Genomic DNA, 17,007 nt, shown 5'->3' with positions numbered 1-17,007 from the left:
AAATGGTTTTCCGGCTCGTTCTCGGTTGCGGAACCGTCTGCCGTCAGGTGACCGACCAGGTCGCCGAGCGTGACGGCCGCGTGCTCGTCATCACCGACGACGAGAGCGTCGTCGAGACGTTGCGCGACGAGAGCGTGCCGGCTCGGAGCGCGGATCCGGCCGATCCCGACACCATCGCGAACGTCGACACGCCGGACGTGATCTTCGTCGGGAGCGACCGAACCGACGTCAATCGGGCCGCGCTCGAGGCCGCGCGCGAGCGATTTCCCGACGCCGTGATCGTGGCCTATCTGGGCGGTAACGCGACGGCCGCCGACCGCGACCAGTTCGCGGCCCGCGCGGATCGGATCATCGACCCGACGGACGCGATGGCCGACCGCGCGGTCGACGAGACGGCGAGCCCGTCCGCCGAAGCGGCGATCGAACTCCGGGAACGGCTGGGGCGGATCGATGGCCGGCTGGCGGTCGTGGCCCACGACAATCCGGACCCGGACGCGATCGCGAGCGCGGTCGCGCTCGTCGACGTCGCCGAGTCCGTCGGCGTCGCCGCCGACGCCTGCTACTTCGGCAACATCTCTCATCAGGAAAACCGAGCTATGGTCAACTTGCTCGAGTTGGATCTGCGAAATATGGCTCCCGACGACTCGCTCGCGGAGTACTCGGCGTTTGCACTGGTCGATCACTCCCGACCCGGCGTCAACGATCAGCTTCCGACGGACCTCCACGTGGATATCGTCATCGATCACCATCCGCCGCGCGGGCCGGTTCCCGGCGAATTCGTCGACCTCCGGGAGGGTGCGGGTGCGACCAGCACCGTCCTGACGGAGTACGTCGATCGCTTCGATCTCGCGTTCGACCCCTCGACGGCGACGGCGCTGTTGTACGGCATTCGAGTCGACACGAACGATTTCACGCGGGAAGTCTCGCCCGCCGACTTCAGGGCCGCGTCCACCCTGTCACCCCACGTCGATACGTCGATTCTGCGCCAGATCGAACACCCCTCGCTCGAGGGCGAGACCCTCGAGACGATCGCGCGCGCGATCAAGAACCGCGTCCAGCGCGATTCGGTGGCCGTCGCCAGCGTCGGGCGGATCGGGGATCGGGACGCGTTACCCCAGGCGGCAGATCAGTTGCTCGCGATGGAGGGCATCGAGACGACGCTCGTGTTCGGGTTCGACGACGAGATGGTGTTCCTGTCGGCCCGCTCGCGAGCCGCCGACGTCGACCTCGGCGAGACGCTCCGGGACGGGTTCGATCGGATCGGCAGCGCCGGCGGCCACGCGGACATGGCCGGCGCGCAACTCGAGATCGGGATCCTGGGCAGCGCCGACCACGAAGTGGAGGTCGAATCGATCGTCAGCGTCGTCGAGGAGGTGATCACGAACCGGTTCTTCGAGGCGATCCAGACGCGGCCCGGGGTCCCGGTGGGTGCCTACACGCAAACAAGCGAGTGGCTGTTCACCCAGCGGGGCGAGCCGGAAGACGGCGAGTCGGCGTGAGGCGGTAAGAACGCGATTTTCGGTGTTCAGAACCGATAGTGAACCCCATCGAGGGACGGGTGACCAGCGGTGGACGGGTGAGCGGGTACCTACACCGTCTCCGTTCTCGTCCCCCGACGAACGGCGTTGACCGCCGCGCCGAGCAGTATCACGATGCTGGCGAAGTACAGCCACGTGACGAACAGCAGGATGGCACCGATTACGCCGTACGCCGCGTACCGACTGGCGTTGGCCGCGTAGATCCGGAATCCGATCTGCAGAATTACCCAGCCGACTGCGGCGACGACCGTCCCCGGTATGACCCCACCCAGCGACACGTCCACGGGCGGGAGCACGTAGTATATCGGCAGGAATGCGATCGCGAGCACGGCGATCAACACGACCGTTCCGAGGACGTTGACGAACGGGATTTGTAATCGTAGTATCGAGAGTGCAGCGCCGATAGCGACGACGAGCGCGACGGCAAGTGCGATTCCGATGACGACGATGAGGGCGTTTCGGAGCTGGCCGAGCAGCGACGTGTCGACCTCGTCAGCGTACACCTCGTCGAACGCCTGGTCGAGGCCGCGAAAGAGCTTCAGGGCGCTCCACGTTAGCGCGAGGAACCCGATCACGGACGCGGCCGCTCGACCGGTGGTGTTGGTGAGTGCCTGCGTTACGATCTGTTGCCCCGAAGACGAGAGGTGCTGGCTGAGCAGACTCGTGACGCGATTGGCCAGGTCCTGCCCGCCGACGAACGACGCGACCGCCACGGCGAGCAGTATCAGCGGTAGTATCGACACGAACGCGTAGTAGGCGATACCCGCCGCCAAGAACGTGAGATTTCGATCCCTCGCGAGGGCGACTACGGATCCGACGAACGACATACACTCCGTACGACGGCTTCCCTGTTGAATCCGATGCCGGCAGCGGAATAGCGTCGCCGTGATAGCGGACGACTTCGTGCGGGCCGGAGCGAACCGAGTCGTTCAGCCCTCCCCTCCACGGTGGATACCGAACCCGTCGCACTCACCGCTGTGAGCGACCCCGAGGGCGAGACACGAGAGCGACGCGGCGGGAGGTCGCGGCGGCCTATCACCTGTCAGTCAGTGACGTGGAGTCGCCGATCGGTTTCGGTGACTCCCGCGGACGGAGACAGCCGGCAGTAACAGTACTTTTGCGCGCCGCTCCCGTGTTCCCGTGTATGGACGTCGTGTCGGACCGAACGAAACCCCAGGTCAAGGAGTACATGACGCGCGATGTGGCGACGGTGTCGCCGGACGAGACCGTCGGCGACGTCGCGACGCGGATCGCCGAGAGCGAGGAGCACAGCGGCTTTCCAGTCTGCGAGCGACGCCGCGTCGAAGGCTTCGTCAGTGCCCGCGACCTGCTGCTGGCCGACGACGGCGATCCGATCTTCAAGGTCATGGCCACCGAGTTGCTCGTCGCCCACCCCGACATGAAGGTGACCGACGCCGCCCGGGTCATCCTTCGCTCGGGCATCCAGAAGCTTCCCGTCGTCGACGACGCGGGCAATCTGGTGGGGATCATCTCCAACGCGGACGTGATCCGCAGTCAGATCGAGCGCGCCACCCCCGAGAAGGTCGGCAAGCTGATGCGGACCTTAGAGCAGATTCACGAGATCGATCTGACGGAGGAGCGCCGGACGGTTCCGCTCTCGGACCTGACGCCCACGCAGGGACGGGTCTACGCCGACGAACTCGAGGGGCGGCGCTACGAACTCGAGCGGGGGCTGGCCGAGCCGCTGGTCGTCATCGACAACGGCGGCACCCTCCTGCTGGCGGACGGCCACCACCGCGTGCTCGCGGCCGACCGGCTGGGAATCGACGAGATGGACGCCTACGTTATCGTCGTCGACACCGAAATCGATCTGGGAATGGCACGCACGGCCGAAAAGGAGGGCCTCGAGCGTATCAACGACATCGATGTCGTCGATTACGCCCGACATCCGCTTGTTCAGACGACGAAACGGCTGCAGTCCGACGGCGGAAACAGTGGGGAGACGAAGTAACGCCGTCGTTAGCCCGCCGCTCGCAGCGGTGTCTTACGCTCGTCTGACGCTACTTGCCAGGGCCGACGATCGTCTGACGATCGGGCCGTTCCGTTGCCGAACCCATCCGTCCGTCTCGGTTCGGAACGCTGGACATCTCTCACTCCGATCCATCCTCCCCGAACCTTCATTGCGTTGTCGGCAAATATTACGACCATGTACGACGACGAGGAGCTCGAGGAAATCCGCGAGGAAGGCCGGCGATGGGAGACTGAGTCGCTCGAGCCGGTTCTCGAGCGCCACGGCGAGCGGAAGGACCGGTTCGCGACGGTTTCGAACCACGAGGTCGATCGGCTCTATACCCCCGAGGACGTCTCGGAACTCGACTATCTCGAGGACCTGGGCTTTCCGGGCGAGGAACCCTACACTCGGGGACCGTACCCGACGATGTACCGCGGGCGGACGTGGACGATGCGCCAGTTCGCCGGCTTCGGTACCGCCGAGGAGACCAACGAGCGCTTCCACTACCTGATCGACGAGGGACAGACCGGCCTCTCGGTGGCGTTCGACATGCCGTCGCTGATGGGACTCGATTCGGACGACCCCATGAGTGAGGGCGAGATCGGTCGGGAGGGGGTCGCCGTCGACACGCTCCGGGACATGGAGATCCTCTTCGACGAGATCGACCTCGCGGACATCTCGACGTCCTTTACGATCAACCCCTCCGCGCCGGTGATCTACGCGATGTACGTCGCGCTGGCGGATCAGCGGGACGTTCCCCGCGCGGAGCTTCGCGGGACCCTCCAGAACGACATGTTCAAGGAGTTCATCGCCCAGAAGGAGTGGGTGATTCCGCCGGAGCCGTCGCTCGATCTCGTGACGGATGTCCTCGAGTTCAGCACGGCAGAGACGCCGAAGTTCCACCCGATTTCGGTGTCGGGCTATCACATCCGCGAGGCTGGCTCGACGGCGGTTCAGGAACTCGCCTTCACCCTCGCGGACGGCTTCGGTTACGCCGAGGATGCGATCGAGCGCGGGCTCGACATCGACGAGTTCGCGCCGCGACTCTCCTTTTTCTTCAACTGTCACAATTCCTTCTTCGAGGAGATCGCGAAGTTCCGGGCGGCCCGGCGAATCTACGCGCGCGTGATGGACGAGTGGTACGACGCCGAGGCCGAGGCGTCCAAACAGCTCAAGTTCCACACCCAGACTGCGGGCCAGTCGCTGACGGCTCAGCAGCCGCTGAACAACGTCGCCCGGGTGACGATGCAGGCGCTGGCCGGCGTCCTCGGCGGCACCCAGTCGTTGCACACTAACAGCTTCGACGAGGCGCTCGCCCTGCCTGGCGAGGATGCAGTCCGGGTCGCGCTGCGAACCCAGCAGATCATCGCCGAGGAGTCAGGTGCGGCGGACATCGTCGACCCGATGGGCGGTTCCTTCGCCGTCGAGACGCTCACGAACGAGATCGAGGAGCGGACGATGCGCTACATCGAGGAGGTCCGGGAGATGGGCGACGGCTCGGTCCGCGACGGCGTTCTCACGGGAATCGAGGACGGCTACTTCCTCCGGGAGATTCAGGACGCCTCGTACGAGTACCAGGAGCGCGTCGAGCGCGGCGAGGAGGTCGTCGTCGGCGTCAACGAGTACACGCTCGAGGAGGATACCAGTCCCGAGATCCTCCAGATCGACGAGACCACGGCTGAACGCCAGCTCGGCCGCCTCGAGGAGGTGAAATCGGATCGGGACGACGCGGCGGTCGCGGACGCGCTCGAGGCCCTGCGCGAGGCCAGCGAGCGCGGCGAGAACGCGATGCCGTACATCGTCGACGCGGTGAAAGCCTACGCGACGATGGGCGAGATCATGGCGGTCTTCGAGGAGCAGTACGGGGCGTACAGCGAGAATATCGGGCTGGCCTGAGTCGAGCTGTGGAGGAGGTTACAGCGCGTCGTCGTCGAATCGAGAGAACACGTTGACGACGATGCCGAGTGAGGCCAGCAGGGTGCCGACCGCGACGGCACCGTAAACTGCCAGCGTGAGCGGCGAGACGGGCACTGCGAGCGTATAGACGACGATTTCCTCGAGTCCGGTGTAGCCGGGCAAGGTCGCACCGAGTAGCGCCCCGAACGCGGCGGTCGCGGCGATCAGCGCGAGGCCGAGGCCGGCGACGGCGCCTCGGCCACCGATCGTTCGGTCGTCGATCACGACTCTCGATACGTCGCCTCGGATAGTGGGTTTTGTGCTGTAGCGAGGCCGGGTCGACTAGCGACGCCGGGACCACGAGTGAATCCTGCGCTCTGGCGAGCGATACACGTCCCGTGGCTGCTACCGCCACACATAATCCATTTGAAGCTCGTTTCACTGATGACACAACGCGTGCATTCCCCGCTGTTTCCCACCGGAAAGGGAGAGCCGCAAAACCTATGGTCCCGTTCTTGTCTTCTAGGTGTATGGTTCGGTATCCTGATGGAAGTTGTCCCGACTGTGGTGAGCGGCTATTTGCTCGAATCGCTGGTCCCGCTCGATGTTCGAACTGCGTCGATCCACGCACTGCAGAGCAGCTCGAGCGGGAGCCGACGATGTCTACTCAGTAGTATTTCTCACTACAGCTTGGACGCGCTCGATCGCACGATAGCTGTGCAATCGGTGGCAAACCGTTTCGGCCGATGCGAGCGATCGCTCTCGTCTACACTGCCGGTATCCTATTTCGGTTTGTCGTCTCGTGGGTCCAGCCGGTAGAGGGCTCGATCGAGTCTGCGGCCGAGTCTCGATCGGTGACACCCCCGCACGGCACCGGTCGCTTCTTCGTCTGCCGAGCCAAGCTGGGAAACGCTCTTCCCCGCCTGCCGTGTATCTCGCCGATAGTGGTCGTCTATGAGCTCCGATAAGACTGAGTCCGACCGACCGACACCACAGCGCCGGCTCTCAGAAAAGGAACTGTTCTTGCTCCTCCTGGTCGGAATCTCGAGTATGATGGCGGTGACCGGGTTCGTGCTCATCATCAACTGATCGCGACGGCGGTCGGCTCTCGGCCGCGATCAGGGCTCGCCGGTGTCGTATCGCGTCCGATCGTCGGTTTCGATCACTCGAGCCGCGAGGTAGGTCACGAACGCGAGCGTCCCCATCGTCGACAGCAGGACGGCGAACTGGATTGTCGACTGGAGCGGATCGAACCCCCACGGGTTGAACACCGCGAAGACCGCGACGAAGAACGCCATAATCAGGAAGGGGATCGTGTTGACTGCGAGGTCGAGCGCTACTTCCGCGTCGAAGGCAGGTCGGCTCATCGGTAGCTGTTAGATTGTGGTGTCTCGAGCGAGTCGTTCGGTGAACGGTTCCGATTCACGATTCGATTCCCCGGCTCTCGCCGCGCTCGGCTCGGCGGGACCGCACGAGGCCGGCCCCGCCGATCGTCACCACGCCGGCGACGACGAGCGCCGCGCCGCGACTCGCCAGACCGGTGAGGGGCTCGAGAGGGGCGATCGGCAGGGTTCCGGTGCCATGGGCGGCCAATATCGCGCCGACGAGGACGAACGCCGCGCCGAATTTGGCTGCGAACGCGAGCGGCCGGTCCACGTAGTCGGCGTCCGCGAGGATACCAGCGACGCTCGCGGCGAAGACGACGAGTCCGACGACGGCGACCGGGACGAGATCGACGACGATCCCGACCTCCGAGCCGACGAGTCCGAGGGCGACGAGGACTGGCCACGGTCTCGCGGCGTCCGTGCGATCGGTCTCGCTTCGCCTCGAGTGGTCGGCCATACCCGAGGTTCCACCTCGAGACTGTAGTATCTGCCCCTACTGTTCACCGTTCTTGACCTTCTCGTATCCTGATCCGAAGGATCAGAATATCACCTGCCGCCACCGCGTGAACGACTCACTCGGGTCCCGCGGGGTGACTACTCGTCGCGCTCGATGACGAACTCCGTGAACTCCTCGAGCTTCCGGGTCGTCTCCGCGTCGAAGTCCACGCCGTCGATCGCCGCGCGCGCATCGGCGGCCAGCTCGAGTGCGCGCTCGCGGGCGTACTCGATACTGCCGGCGGCCTCGAGGATTTCCAGGGCCTCGAGGATCTCCTCGTCGGTATTGTCGTCGGCCTCGAGGATCGCCTGCAGCCGTCGGGCGCGCTCCGGCTCGCTCGCCTCGATGGCGTGGATGACCATGAGGGTCTTCTTTCCCTCGCGGATGTCGTTACCGAACTCCTTGCCGAACGCGCCGGCCCGGCCCAGCGAGTGCTCGACGTCCAGGATGTCGTCGCCGATCTGGAAGGCGATCGCGGTCAGTTCGGCGTACTCGGCGATCGCTTCCTCGACGTCGTCGGGCTGGTTGGTAATGATCGCGGCGAGGCGAGCCACGATCCGGCCGAGACAGCCCGTCTTGCACGCGCACATCTCCAGATACTGTGCCGTGTTGATCCGGACGTCGCGTTCGTTGTGCCAGCAGATGTCCATCCCCTGGCCGAGGTGGGTGCGGTTGAGTTCGTCCATCAGCATCTCGTAGGCGGCCAGCCGCCGATCGGCAGGGAGGTCGGCCGGATTTCGGCTGATGACCTTCAACGGCAGGAAGTACATCGCGTTGCCGGCATTGAGCGCGATATCGCGGCCGTAGAGGCGGTGGAGCGCCCGTTCGCCGCGTCGAATCGTGGCCCCGTCCTCGACGTCGTCGACGATGATCGTCCCGTTGTGCAGTATCTCCGGAATGCAGGCGTAGGGTAGATACTCGGCCGGGTCCTCGCCGAACCCCTCGACGAAGACGAGAAAGAGTATCGCACGCCACCGTTTGCCGCCGCGATCGAGCAGATCCCACAGCGGCGTCGCCAGCGCGCGCTGGATGCCGTGGGGATCGTAGTCGTACGTCGGGGACCCGAAGAACGACTCGAGGTAGTCGGCGTCGATCTCGCGCGGAACCAGGTCGGCGATCGCTTCGTCGATGGCCGGCCGCCAGTCGGCTAGCGTCTCCCGCATATCGAGACCGAGAGGGAGCGGCGTGAAAAAGATTCGTAGTTTGTCGTGTCACCAACGGTTGCAAACCGTCGGACAGTTCTCGGAATCCGTTGCGATCGAGCGGTACAGTTACCAGTCCATCGGTCCACGTACCAGTCATGACCGCCTGGATCGGCTCCGTCTTCGAGAGCGACGTCGGCTGGGACCACCTCGAGGCCCTCGTCGACGTGGGGAATCGCATGGCCGGCAGCGAGGGCGAACGCGAAGCCGCCGAGTTGACGCGGGACGCGCTGGCCGACGTCGGCGCGCGAAACGCCCGACTCGAATCGTTCGAGATTCAGGGCTGGACCCGAGGCGACAGCGCGATCACGGCCGGCGACACCACGCAGGACTGTATCGCGCTGCCGCGCAGTCCGTCCGAACGCGTCGTCGCGCCGCTGATCGATCTCGGCTACGGCCTCCCCGCGGACTTCGAGGAGAGCGACGTCGAGGACGCCGTCGTTATGGTCCGCAGCGACGTGCCTGACTACTACGACCGGTATCTCCACCGCCGGGAGAAGTACTATCACGCCGTCGAGAACGGCGCGGTGGGGTTCGTCTACCGAAATCACGTCGAGGGCTGTCTCCCGCCGACCGGTAGCGTAGGAACGGACGAGGAACCCGTCGGTGAGATTCCGGCGATCGGCGTCTCGAGCGAGGTCGGGTCGCGGCTGGCCCGCCGGTTCGACGGGGAGTCGATCACGCTCTCCGTCGAAGCCGATATCCACTCCGCGACGAGCCAGAACGTTCGCGCCGAACTCGGTCCGGACACCGACGAGCGCGTCCTCGTGACGAGCCACGTCGACGCTCACGACATCGCCGAGGGAGCGATGGACAACGGGGCGGGAACCGCAATGATCGTCGAGATCGCGAACGCCCTTGCGGATCGCGAGGCGGAGCTCGAGACCCGCGTCGAGTTCGTCGGCTTCGGTGCGGAGGAGGTCGGACTAGTCGGCTCGACGCGGGCCGCCGAGCGGATCGATCACGAATCGATCAAAGCGGTGGTCAACAACGACGGCGTCGTCCGCGATCGGACGCTCTCGATCGTTACCCACGGATTCGACGCGCTCCGGAACGTGGCGAACGACGTCGCGGACCGGTACGACCATCCGATCGGCACCGTGCCGAAACTCGGCCCTCACAGCGACCACTGGTCGTTCGTGAAATGGGGTGTTCCTGGCTGTCACGTCAAATCCATGTCTGACGATGCGGGACGGGGCTGGGGCCACACCTTCGCGGACACGATCGAGAAACTCGAGTCCCGGACCCTGTCCGAACAGGCGATCCTCCTGACCGAGTACGTCGTCGCACTCGCCCGCGAGGACGTGACGATCGACCACCGGGATCCCGACGCGATCGCGGCCGACCTCGAATCGCAGGACCTCGCTGAAGGAATGCGGATCACCGGCGACTGGCCCTACGACGAGTCCGGGAGCAATTGACCGGCAGCGCACGCCCGATCGCACGAGGAGAGCGAGCGCGGTTCGGAGCGAACGCAGTGAGCGAGAACCGGGGACTGTGCCATCGCCGTGTGAACGGTTTTCGCTGCTCTGTGGGTATCGCCGCCGACTGCAATCGGCCGCCGGCGCGCGGTCGCCGACCGACAACCGTACGCTTTTGAGCGGGCCGCGTGAACTGCCGTCTATGGATGCCGCGTGGAGCGCGGGCGATTTACCCGTCGTCGGCGTCGTCGACCGCGAAGCGGATCCGAGCGATGCCAGCGAGACCGTCGAGGATCTCGAGTCGGTGCTCGCCGATACGGACGGGACGGTCGTCACCGGCGGTCTCGATGCCGTTCTCGCGGCGGAGCCGTCGGTGCTCGTGACGGTCGACGAAGCGGCGTTGTCGGCGGTCGCTCGCGCCGGCGTCGAAACGCCCGTTCTCCCGGTCGGCCCCGTCACAGGAATGGAGTCGGTCGACCGCGATCGCCTTCCCGATGCGGTCGGGGCGACGCTCGAGGGATGCGCCGTCCAGCGCTCTCGGCCCGTCTTCGGCGTTAGCCTCGAGTCGGGATCGACGCCCGAGACGGAACTCGATACCGAATCGGAGACCGATCGAACGGACTCGAGGACCGATCGGAACGACATCGACGGAGTCGAGCGCGCGCTGTTCGACGTGATGCTGGTCACCGAGGAACCGGCACGGATCTCCGAGTACGGCGTGCGAAGCCGAGACGCGTCGGTCGCGACCTTTCGAGCCGACGGGGTCGTCGCGGCGACGCCGGCGGGGAGTCACGGCTACGCGAGCGCGGTCGACGCGCCGTCCCTCTCGGCTGGCGTCGACGCGGCCGCGGTCGCACCGATCGGCCCCTTCGTGACGCAAACCCGTCGGTGGGTACTCCCGAACGACGACCTGGCGTTCACGGTCGAACGCGAGGAGAGCGACGTCACCCTCGTCGTCGACGGCCGAGCGGTCGGCACGGTTTCCGTCGACTCGCGGGTCGCCGTCTCCCTCGCCGGAACGCTCCCGACGCTGGTCGTTCCGGACGCCCGGCTCGAGGGGTAAGGAATCGGCAGAACGAGTTCGAAAACCGCGGTATCGGCAGTTGTCAGCGGTTGTCAGCGGTTGTCAGCGGGCGGAACCCGGATCGCCTCGACTCGATCCTCGCTCAGCTGTTGTGCGGCTCCTCGTCCCGGTGGTTATCCGGGTTCGTATTCTCGAGGGCGTCGTCGACTCGATCGTCGGACTTGTGTTCGATGTCCTGCCGACGCTGCTCCTCGTCCTGTCGCTCGCGGGCTTCCTTCTCTTCCTCGGTGAGTTCCTCTCCGTCCCGCGCTTCCTCGGGATCCGTTTTCTCGTGCTCGAGTTGCACGTCCCGCCCGTGTTCGTCCGTGCCGGTGTTCTCGCGCTCGTCAGTGTTGTCGGACATAGTGATCCCGGATGGGGATACCGTCGGTCGCTGAAAAGGAATTGGGCTTGCGACAGTCGGCATGTCGGTTATCTCACTATCTCGGACGATTACCAGGGTTCTCCGGAGGCGAGATCGATCTCGCCGTCGCCCTTCTCCGAGGGGCAGATATCCGCCAGTACGCAGTCGGTACAGTCGGGGTTCCGAGCCGTACAGGTCGCCCGCCCGTGATCGATACAGAGGTGAGTGAACTGCTGCCAGTCGTCCTCGGGGACGATCTCCATTAGCTCCTGTTCGATCTTCTCGGGACGCTCCTCCTCGGTCAGCCCCAGCCGGCGCGAGAGCCGCTGGACGTGCGTGTCGACCACGATCCCCTCGACGATGTCGTGAGCGTGCTGGAGGACGACGTTCGCCGTCTTCCGACCGACGCCCGAGAGCTCGGTCAGTTCGTTCATCGTATCCGGCACCTCGCCGTCGTGTTCCTCGAGGATCGTCTCGCAGGAGGTGCGGATGTATTCGGCCTTGCTGTTGTAGTAGGTGATCGAGTTCAGGTCCTCCGCGAGTTCCTCTTGGTCCGCGTTCGCGTAGTCTTCGGCTCCGTCGTATTTCTCGAAGAGGTGTTTCGTCTCCTCGTTCACCCGCTCGTCCGTGCACTGCGCCGAGAGGATCACCGCGATCAGCAGCTCCAGGCGATTCGCGTATCGCAGCGAAATCGTCGAGTCCGGATAGGCGTCCTCGAGGCGGTCGACGATCGCCTCGGCCTGGTCGGCGCGGGTCTCGAGGGGTGTTCCCATGCTGAAACCGTTGCGAGAGCGCGCATTTGAGCCGTTCGGTTCGAGACGGTCCGTCCGCGCCGCGGTGATCCGTCAGCACTCTCGATTTCGATGGCCGGCTGTATCGATGCCGAGCAGAGGCACGCGAGTTGGATACATCGGGAGGGCGACTGAAGGGATATTATTATCATGTGCCGGTGTACTAGTATGAAGAGAGTTCGACCGGGGTCGAATTTCGACAATGACAGGGGATGATGACACTCGTACGCAGTTCGACCGGACAGGGGAGGGGCGGAGCACCGGCCTTTTCGACGTACTGCTCGCCGAACTCGAGGCCGACGACGGACCGAACGCGGCGTCGCTCCGTCGGGCGCTCGACCTCGAGCGAACGGCCAATACGGACCGAGTCGCGGATATCGAAGACGATCTCGAGACGCTGCGGGCGGACGTCGACGACCGCGCGGCGGCCGATGCGGAGTTGCAGGCCGCGATCGAGAGCGACCTCGAACCGCGACTCGAGTCTCTCGCGCGTCGTTTGCAGGGATTCGACGACCGACTGACGGCACTCGAATCGGAGACGAGGGGGCTCCGATCGGAGCTCACCGCTGTCCGTGATTCAGTTACGGACGCGCACGCCGACACCGGCACCGATACCGACATCGATGCCGCCCAGTTGGACGCGCTCGCGGACGACCTCGAGGCCCTCGAGCGAACGATCGCGACCGCCTTCGACGCGGTCACGTCGGACCTCGAGACCGATCTCGAACGGTTACAGATCGCCCTGCGGGACGATATCGCGTCGCTCGAGCGGCGACTCGAGACGCTCGAGGAGGAGACGGAGGTCGACGCGAAACTCGAGACTGACGCGTAGTATCGTCCGATATCGCACGGCGACCATCGTACTCACCGAAACGATTTGTACGCTGATCGCATCGGTTTCGTGCGATCAGGGGGCAGTGACTTTCAGTGGGTACTATATTTCAGGGAGTGTCTCGGGAAACAACTCGAGGAGTCGCGCCGAGAATCCGGGGGCCGGAATCGATCGCCACGAATCGGATTCCCTGCCCGATGTCACGGCGGATATCCGACGAACCGGTGGGCGCACCGCTGCGCTTCCAGCTCTGTGGAATCGATAGGATGCGTGAGCTTTAAGCGGTCCTCAGCCACCTATGTGGGTATGAAAGCCACGGCGATGGCCCACCCGATTCAGGGGCTGGTCAAGTACCACGGGATGCGCGACGATATCAAGCGGCTCCCGTATCACGACAGTATCAGCGTCTGTACGGCCCCCAGCCACACCCGGACGACCGTCGAGTTCTCGATGGACTACGAGGAGGACACCTTCGTCGTCGACGGCGAGGAACTCGACGGCCGCGCGTACGAACGAGTCGAGGCCGTCGTCGAGAAGGCCCGCTCGCGCTCCGACGCCGCCCACACGGTGTATCCGGTGCGCCTCGAGAGCGAGAACAGTTTCCCCTCGAACGTCGGTCTGGGTTCGTCGTCGTCCGGCTTCGCAGCGGCGGCGATGGCGCTGGCAGAGGCCGCCGAACTCGACGCCAGCAAACAGGAGATCTCGACGATCGCCCGCGTCGGCTCGGCGTCGGCCGCGCGCGCGGTCACCGGCGCGTTCTCCCAGCTCTACACCGGGATGAACGACGAGGACTGCCGCTCGAAGCGGATTCCGTCCGATCTCCACGAGAACCTCAAGATCATCGTCGGACTCGTCCCCTATCACAAGGAGACCGAGGACGCTCACCGCGAGGCCGCCGACAGTCACATGTTTCAGGCGCGCAACGCCCACATTCACGGCCAGATCGCGGAGATGCGCGACGCGCTGCGAAACAACGACTTCGAGGGCGCGTTCGAACTCGCCGAACACGACTCGCTGTCGCTCGCGGCGACCACGATGACCGGCCCCTCGGGCTGGGTCTACTGGCAGCCGGCCACGCTCGCCGTCTTCAACAAAGTGCGCGAACTCCGCGAGGAAGAGGATATTCCCGTCTACTTCTCGACCGACACCGGTGCCAGCGTCTACGTCAACACCACCGACGAGTACGCCGAGGAAGTCGAGGAAGCGGTCTCCGACTGCGGCGTCTCCACCACCACCTGGAACGTCGGGGGTCCCGCGAAACTCCTCGAGGAAGACAAGCACTTGTTCTAAGAACGAAGTTTTAGCTCCGACGTTTTGCTCTGCGGGCGCGCCATAGGCGCGCCCTCGGCAAAACGTCGATGAAAAGCACTCCTCCTTCCTCTCCGTTCACGTTGTTCACTCCGAGTCAGTCGTCGGCCCGCTCGCTCGTTACACTCGCTCGCGGTTGTAATCGTTTAACCGCCTGCCCTTCCCCGGGTCGCGCGATCAGCCGCGTACTGCGGCTGATCGCCGCTCCCGGCCACGGTGATCGAACGCTTCTGTGCTGGACTGCCGAGTGTCATCCGTCGAGCTACGTCCAGCGGTCCAGCCCCGTCTGTGTGACGCTCTCCTCGATCCGCTCGAAGCCGCGTTCGACCTCGTCGGCGTCGACGCCCCACTCCTCCGTGACGTACGATTTCGCGGCCTCGAGATCCGGATCGACGGCCGCGTCGAACTCGTAGTCGTCGGTCACGTTCGGATCGCGGAACAGCTGTCTCACGCGGTCGCCGTACTCGATGTGCGCGCCGCGGGCCTCGAGCACGCTCCAGAGGTCGCCGTGTTCGGTGATCGCCGAGATAGCCGTCTTGGGGCCGATGCCGGAGACCCCCTCGTTGAAGTCCGTCCCGATGAGAATCGCCGCGTCGATCAGCTGCTCGAGGGTCAGCTCGTGGTGTGCGAGGGTGGCCTCGAGATCCATCAGTTCGGGATCCCCTTTGCTCGTCAGCTGGCGGAGGGTGAGCGGGGATCCGAAGAGCAGGGCATCGTAGTCCTCCGAGCCGACATAGTCGGCGTCGCCCCGCTTGACCATGTGGGCGGCCTGGGCTTCCCCCTCCGCGGGCGCTTCGACGATCGGCACGTCGAGCAGTCGCAGCAGTTCCCGGCTGGTTTCCTGAATCGTCGGCGTCAGCCGCTGGGTTCGCGACTCGAGTTGCGCGATTGCGACTGCATCACCTTCCTCGCGGGCGGTCTCGAGTTGTTCCTCGTAGCTCCGTCGCTGTTCGCGGCGGGATTCGATCTCGTCGTCCTTGAGTTCGGAGGGGCCGCCGTCGAAGACCATCACCGGCGTCACGTCGTTCTCGAAGAACTTGGGGAGCCCCTGGACGATGCCGACGAGGTTGGCGACCTCGGTTCCGTCGCCGGTCGTATATTTTGCGCTGTTGGTCCACTTGACCGTCGTGGTCAGATACCGGTAGAGCCAGTTGTGTGCGTCCACGGCGACGACGCCTTCGATGTCGTCGAAGGGAATCTCCTCGATGACGGCGATATCCCGAAGTGCAGCGTTTCCCATTGGAGGGTAGTTGGGCGGACCGGGATTTGAATAGTTGGCTTCGACCCGCCACCGCCCCGGGTCGTTCGACGGCGACACGAAGCATTTATTCCGATACTGAAATGAGTGTCTACTAACGTATTCGATGAATCGCGTTCCGAGATCGCGTCGCCGGACGGTGCTCGCCGGAGTGGGAACGCTGCTCGGCGCGGGCTGTCTCGGCGCCGACCGGACGCCGGCCGCAACCGAGGCCGACTGGCGAATGTACGGCCGCGATCCGGGTCGGACGCGGTTCGTCCCGGACGCCGATCTTCCCCGTGACGGCGTCGAGATCGCCTGGTCGCGCTCGGTCAGTGCGTCTGGGTGGCTCCCGCCGGTGGTCGCGAACGGGGCCGTCTACTGCCAGTACACCAACGGCCTGTTCGTCGTCGACGCGGAGACCGGCGACGGTGACGTTTCCGATACCCACGGTGGCTTCGGCCGGGGCGTCGGTCCGATGGCGTTCGCCTCAACAACGGTTTACCGGGACGGCGTGTTGCTCGTCCCCTACGGCGACGTGATCGCCGGCTACGCCGCCAAACCCGACGGCTGGCCCGAGAGCGTCTCGGGACTCGGCGAGGGCCGAGCGCGCTGGTGGATCGACGACGAGGGCAGTAGTACGGCGCCACCGGGTGGGCTCGGTTCGGAAGTGGCGTGGCTCGGCGCACCGGTCGTCGCGGACGGGGCCGTCGTTAGCCTCCATCCGCGGGGAACCGTTTCGGCCGTCGCGGCCGACGACGGTAGCGAGCACTGGCGATACAGGATTGCGGCCGCCAACCCCGACGACGAGTACTCGCTCGTTCCCGTCGGCCACGTCGTCGACGCCGCGACCGGGACCGTCGTCGTGAAAGGGCGCGTCCTCGGCGGGCCAGTACTCGTCGGTCTCGACCTCGCGGACGGCACTCGCGAGTGGACCGTCGGCGAGGGGCGGACCCTCGAGTGGCGAGTCGAGGCCGGAGACAGCATGGCGGCACGCGACGGGGCGGTCTACACCGTCGGACGGACGGAATCGAACTCGAGACGGGCGGTTCGGATCCGCGAACTCGACGCGTCGTCGGGGAATCGTAGCTGGACTCAGCTGCTCGAGCGCGACTCCCACGCCGGACTCGCCGTCGACGAGACGACGGTCTATCACGTCGGCACGATCGAGGCAGACGAGGGATCGGACCCGATCGGCGTCGCGGCCCTTGACCGCGGGGACGGCAGCGTTCGCTGGACGGAGACGGTCGACGATACGCCGGGACACTCCCTGTCGGGCGGCGGCCTGCCGCCGACGGTCGCCGGCGACCTCCTGCTCGTCCCAGGCGGTAAGGGGCTTCACGCCCTCGCGACGGCGGACGGCGGACGGCTGTGGACGTTCACCGAAACCGTCGGGACGGCCGGCGGCAGCGAGACCGAACGCGCCGGACTGACGCCGGCGGTCGTCGCCGGCGATCGAATCGTCATCGGAACGACGTTGACGCTCTACGGGCTCGGATAAG

Annotated in this window: 17 protein-coding genes; 9 read left to right on the top strand and 8 right to left on the bottom strand. The window is 65.4% G+C overall.

Annotated features, from left to right (window positions below; genetic code table 11):
- The first annotated feature begins 2 nt into the window (after window positions 1–2).
- Window positions 3–1,499 carry a DHH family phosphoesterase gene (locus tag LDH74_RS04185; RefSeq protein ID WP_226041281.1) on the top strand — a complete coding sequence of 499 codons (1,497 nt, stop codon included), beginning with the start codon at window positions 3–5 and terminating at the stop codon, window positions 1,497–1,499.
- 89 nt (window positions 1,500–1,588) lie between these two features.
- Here the strand turns inward: LDH74_RS04185 and LDH74_RS04180 are convergent, their stop codons facing one another.
- Window positions 1,589–2,365, bottom strand: coding sequence for a YihY/virulence factor BrkB family protein (locus tag LDH74_RS04180; RefSeq protein WP_226041280.1), 777 nt, complete (start codon window positions 2,363–2,365; stop codon window positions 1,589–1,591).
- 317 nt (window positions 2,366–2,682) lie between these two features.
- Here LDH74_RS04180 and LDH74_RS04175 point away from each other — a divergent pair, with 317 nt between their 5' ends.
- Window positions 2,683–3,510, top strand: a complete 828-nt coding sequence (locus LDH74_RS04175; RefSeq protein ID WP_226041279.1) for a CBS domain-containing protein — start codon at window positions 2,683–2,685, stop codon at window positions 3,508–3,510.
- Window positions 3,511–3,705: 195 nt separating this feature from the next.
- A complete protein-coding gene (locus LDH74_RS04170; protein ID WP_226041278.1) occupies window positions 3,706–5,406 on the top strand; it encodes a methylmalonyl-CoA mutase family protein in 1,701 nt (566 codons plus the stop codon).
- An 18-nt stretch (window positions 5,407–5,424) separates the two neighbouring features.
- Here LDH74_RS04170 and LDH74_RS04165 read toward each other — a convergent pair whose 3' ends face one another.
- The gene (locus LDH74_RS04165) at window positions 5,425–5,691 is read right to left on the bottom strand and encodes a hypothetical protein (protein WP_226041277.1); all 267 of its coding nucleotides are present in this window, start codon (window positions 5,689–5,691) and stop codon (window positions 5,425–5,427) included.
- A gap of 669 nt (window positions 5,692–6,360) precedes the next feature.
- Here LDH74_RS04165 and LDH74_RS26425 point away from each other — a divergent pair.
- Window positions 6,361–6,495: a hypothetical protein gene (locus tag LDH74_RS26425; protein WP_255680931.1), complete on the top strand. Its 135-nt coding sequence runs from the start codon at window positions 6,361–6,363 to the stop codon at window positions 6,493–6,495.
- Window positions 6,496–6,524: 29 nt separating this feature from the next.
- Here the strand turns inward: LDH74_RS26425 and LDH74_RS04160 are convergent, their stop codons facing one another.
- The 3 genes from LDH74_RS04160 to LDH74_RS04150 form a co-directional block, all read right to left on the bottom strand.
- Complete coding sequence (locus LDH74_RS04160) at window positions 6,525–6,773, bottom strand: DUF6684 family protein (RefSeq protein ID WP_226041276.1); 249 nt, start codon at window positions 6,771–6,773, stop codon at window positions 6,525–6,527.
- Window positions 6,774–6,828: 55 nt separating this feature from the next.
- The gene (locus tag LDH74_RS04155) at window positions 6,829–7,248 is read right to left on the bottom strand and encodes a hypothetical protein (RefSeq protein WP_226041275.1); all 420 of its coding nucleotides are present in this window, start codon (window positions 7,246–7,248) and stop codon (window positions 6,829–6,831) included.
- Between the two features lie 137 nt (window positions 7,249–7,385).
- Window positions 7,386–8,450, bottom strand: coding sequence for a polyprenyl synthetase family protein (locus LDH74_RS04150; protein ID WP_226041274.1), 1,065 nt, complete (start codon window positions 8,448–8,450; stop codon window positions 7,386–7,388).
- Window positions 8,451–8,587: 137 nt separating this feature from the next.
- Here LDH74_RS04150 and LDH74_RS04145 point away from each other — a divergent pair, with 137 nt between their 5' ends.
- Together LDH74_RS04145 and LDH74_RS04140 are read left to right on the top strand one after the other, a co-directional pair.
- The gene (locus LDH74_RS04145; protein WP_226041273.1) at window positions 8,588–9,910 is read left to right on the top strand and encodes a M28 family metallopeptidase; all 1,323 of its coding nucleotides are present in this window, start codon (window positions 8,588–8,590) and stop codon (window positions 9,908–9,910) included.
- Between the two features lie 202 nt (window positions 9,911–10,112).
- Complete coding sequence (locus LDH74_RS04140) at window positions 10,113–10,973, top strand: NAD(+)/NADH kinase (RefSeq protein ID WP_226041272.1); 861 nt, start codon at window positions 10,113–10,115, stop codon at window positions 10,971–10,973.
- Window positions 10,974–11,076: 103 nt separating this feature from the next.
- Here LDH74_RS04140 and LDH74_RS04135 read toward each other — a convergent pair whose 3' ends face one another.
- Both LDH74_RS04135 and nth read right to left on the bottom strand, forming a co-directional pair.
- The gene (locus tag LDH74_RS04135; protein WP_226041271.1) at window positions 11,077–11,337 is read right to left on the bottom strand and encodes a hypothetical protein; all 261 of its coding nucleotides are present in this window, start codon (window positions 11,335–11,337) and stop codon (window positions 11,077–11,079) included.
- Between the two features lie 89 nt (window positions 11,338–11,426).
- Entirely contained in the window at window positions 11,427–12,110 is a 684-nt protein-coding gene (nth, locus tag LDH74_RS04130; RefSeq protein ID WP_226041270.1) for an endonuclease III, read from the bottom strand.
- A 220-nt stretch (window positions 12,111–12,330) separates the two neighbouring features.
- Between nth and LDH74_RS04125 the strand changes: the two genes are divergently transcribed.
- Together LDH74_RS04125 and mvaD are read left to right on the top strand one after the other, a co-directional pair.
- Entirely contained in the window at window positions 12,331–12,960 is a 630-nt protein-coding gene (locus tag LDH74_RS04125) for a hypothetical protein (protein ID WP_226041269.1), read from the top strand.
- A 306-nt stretch (window positions 12,961–13,266) separates the two neighbouring features.
- Entirely contained in the window at window positions 13,267–14,250 is a 984-nt protein-coding gene (gene mvaD, locus LDH74_RS04120; RefSeq protein ID WP_226041268.1) for a phosphomevalonate decarboxylase MvaD, read from the top strand.
- 280 nt (window positions 14,251–14,530) lie between these two features.
- Here the strand turns inward: mvaD and fen are convergent, their stop codons facing one another.
- A complete protein-coding gene (gene fen, locus LDH74_RS04115; protein WP_226041267.1) occupies window positions 14,531–15,508 on the bottom strand; it encodes a flap endonuclease-1 in 978 nt (325 codons plus the stop codon).
- 124 nt (window positions 15,509–15,632) lie between these two features.
- On the opposite strand from fen, the gene LDH74_RS04110 reads away from it, so the two are divergent.
- Window positions 15,633–17,006, top strand: coding sequence for a PQQ-binding-like beta-propeller repeat protein (locus tag LDH74_RS04110; RefSeq protein ID WP_226041266.1), 1,374 nt, complete (start codon window positions 15,633–15,635; stop codon window positions 17,004–17,006).
- Window position 17,007 lies beyond the last annotated feature (1 nt).

This window comes from Natrinema sp. DC36 (genome assembly GCF_020405225.1).
Classification (GTDB): domain Archaea; phylum Halobacteriota; class Halobacteria; order Halobacteriales; family Natrialbaceae; genus Natrinema.
Note: the sequence above shows the minus strand (reverse complement) of the source record. Positions and strands in the feature narration are given on the sequence as shown.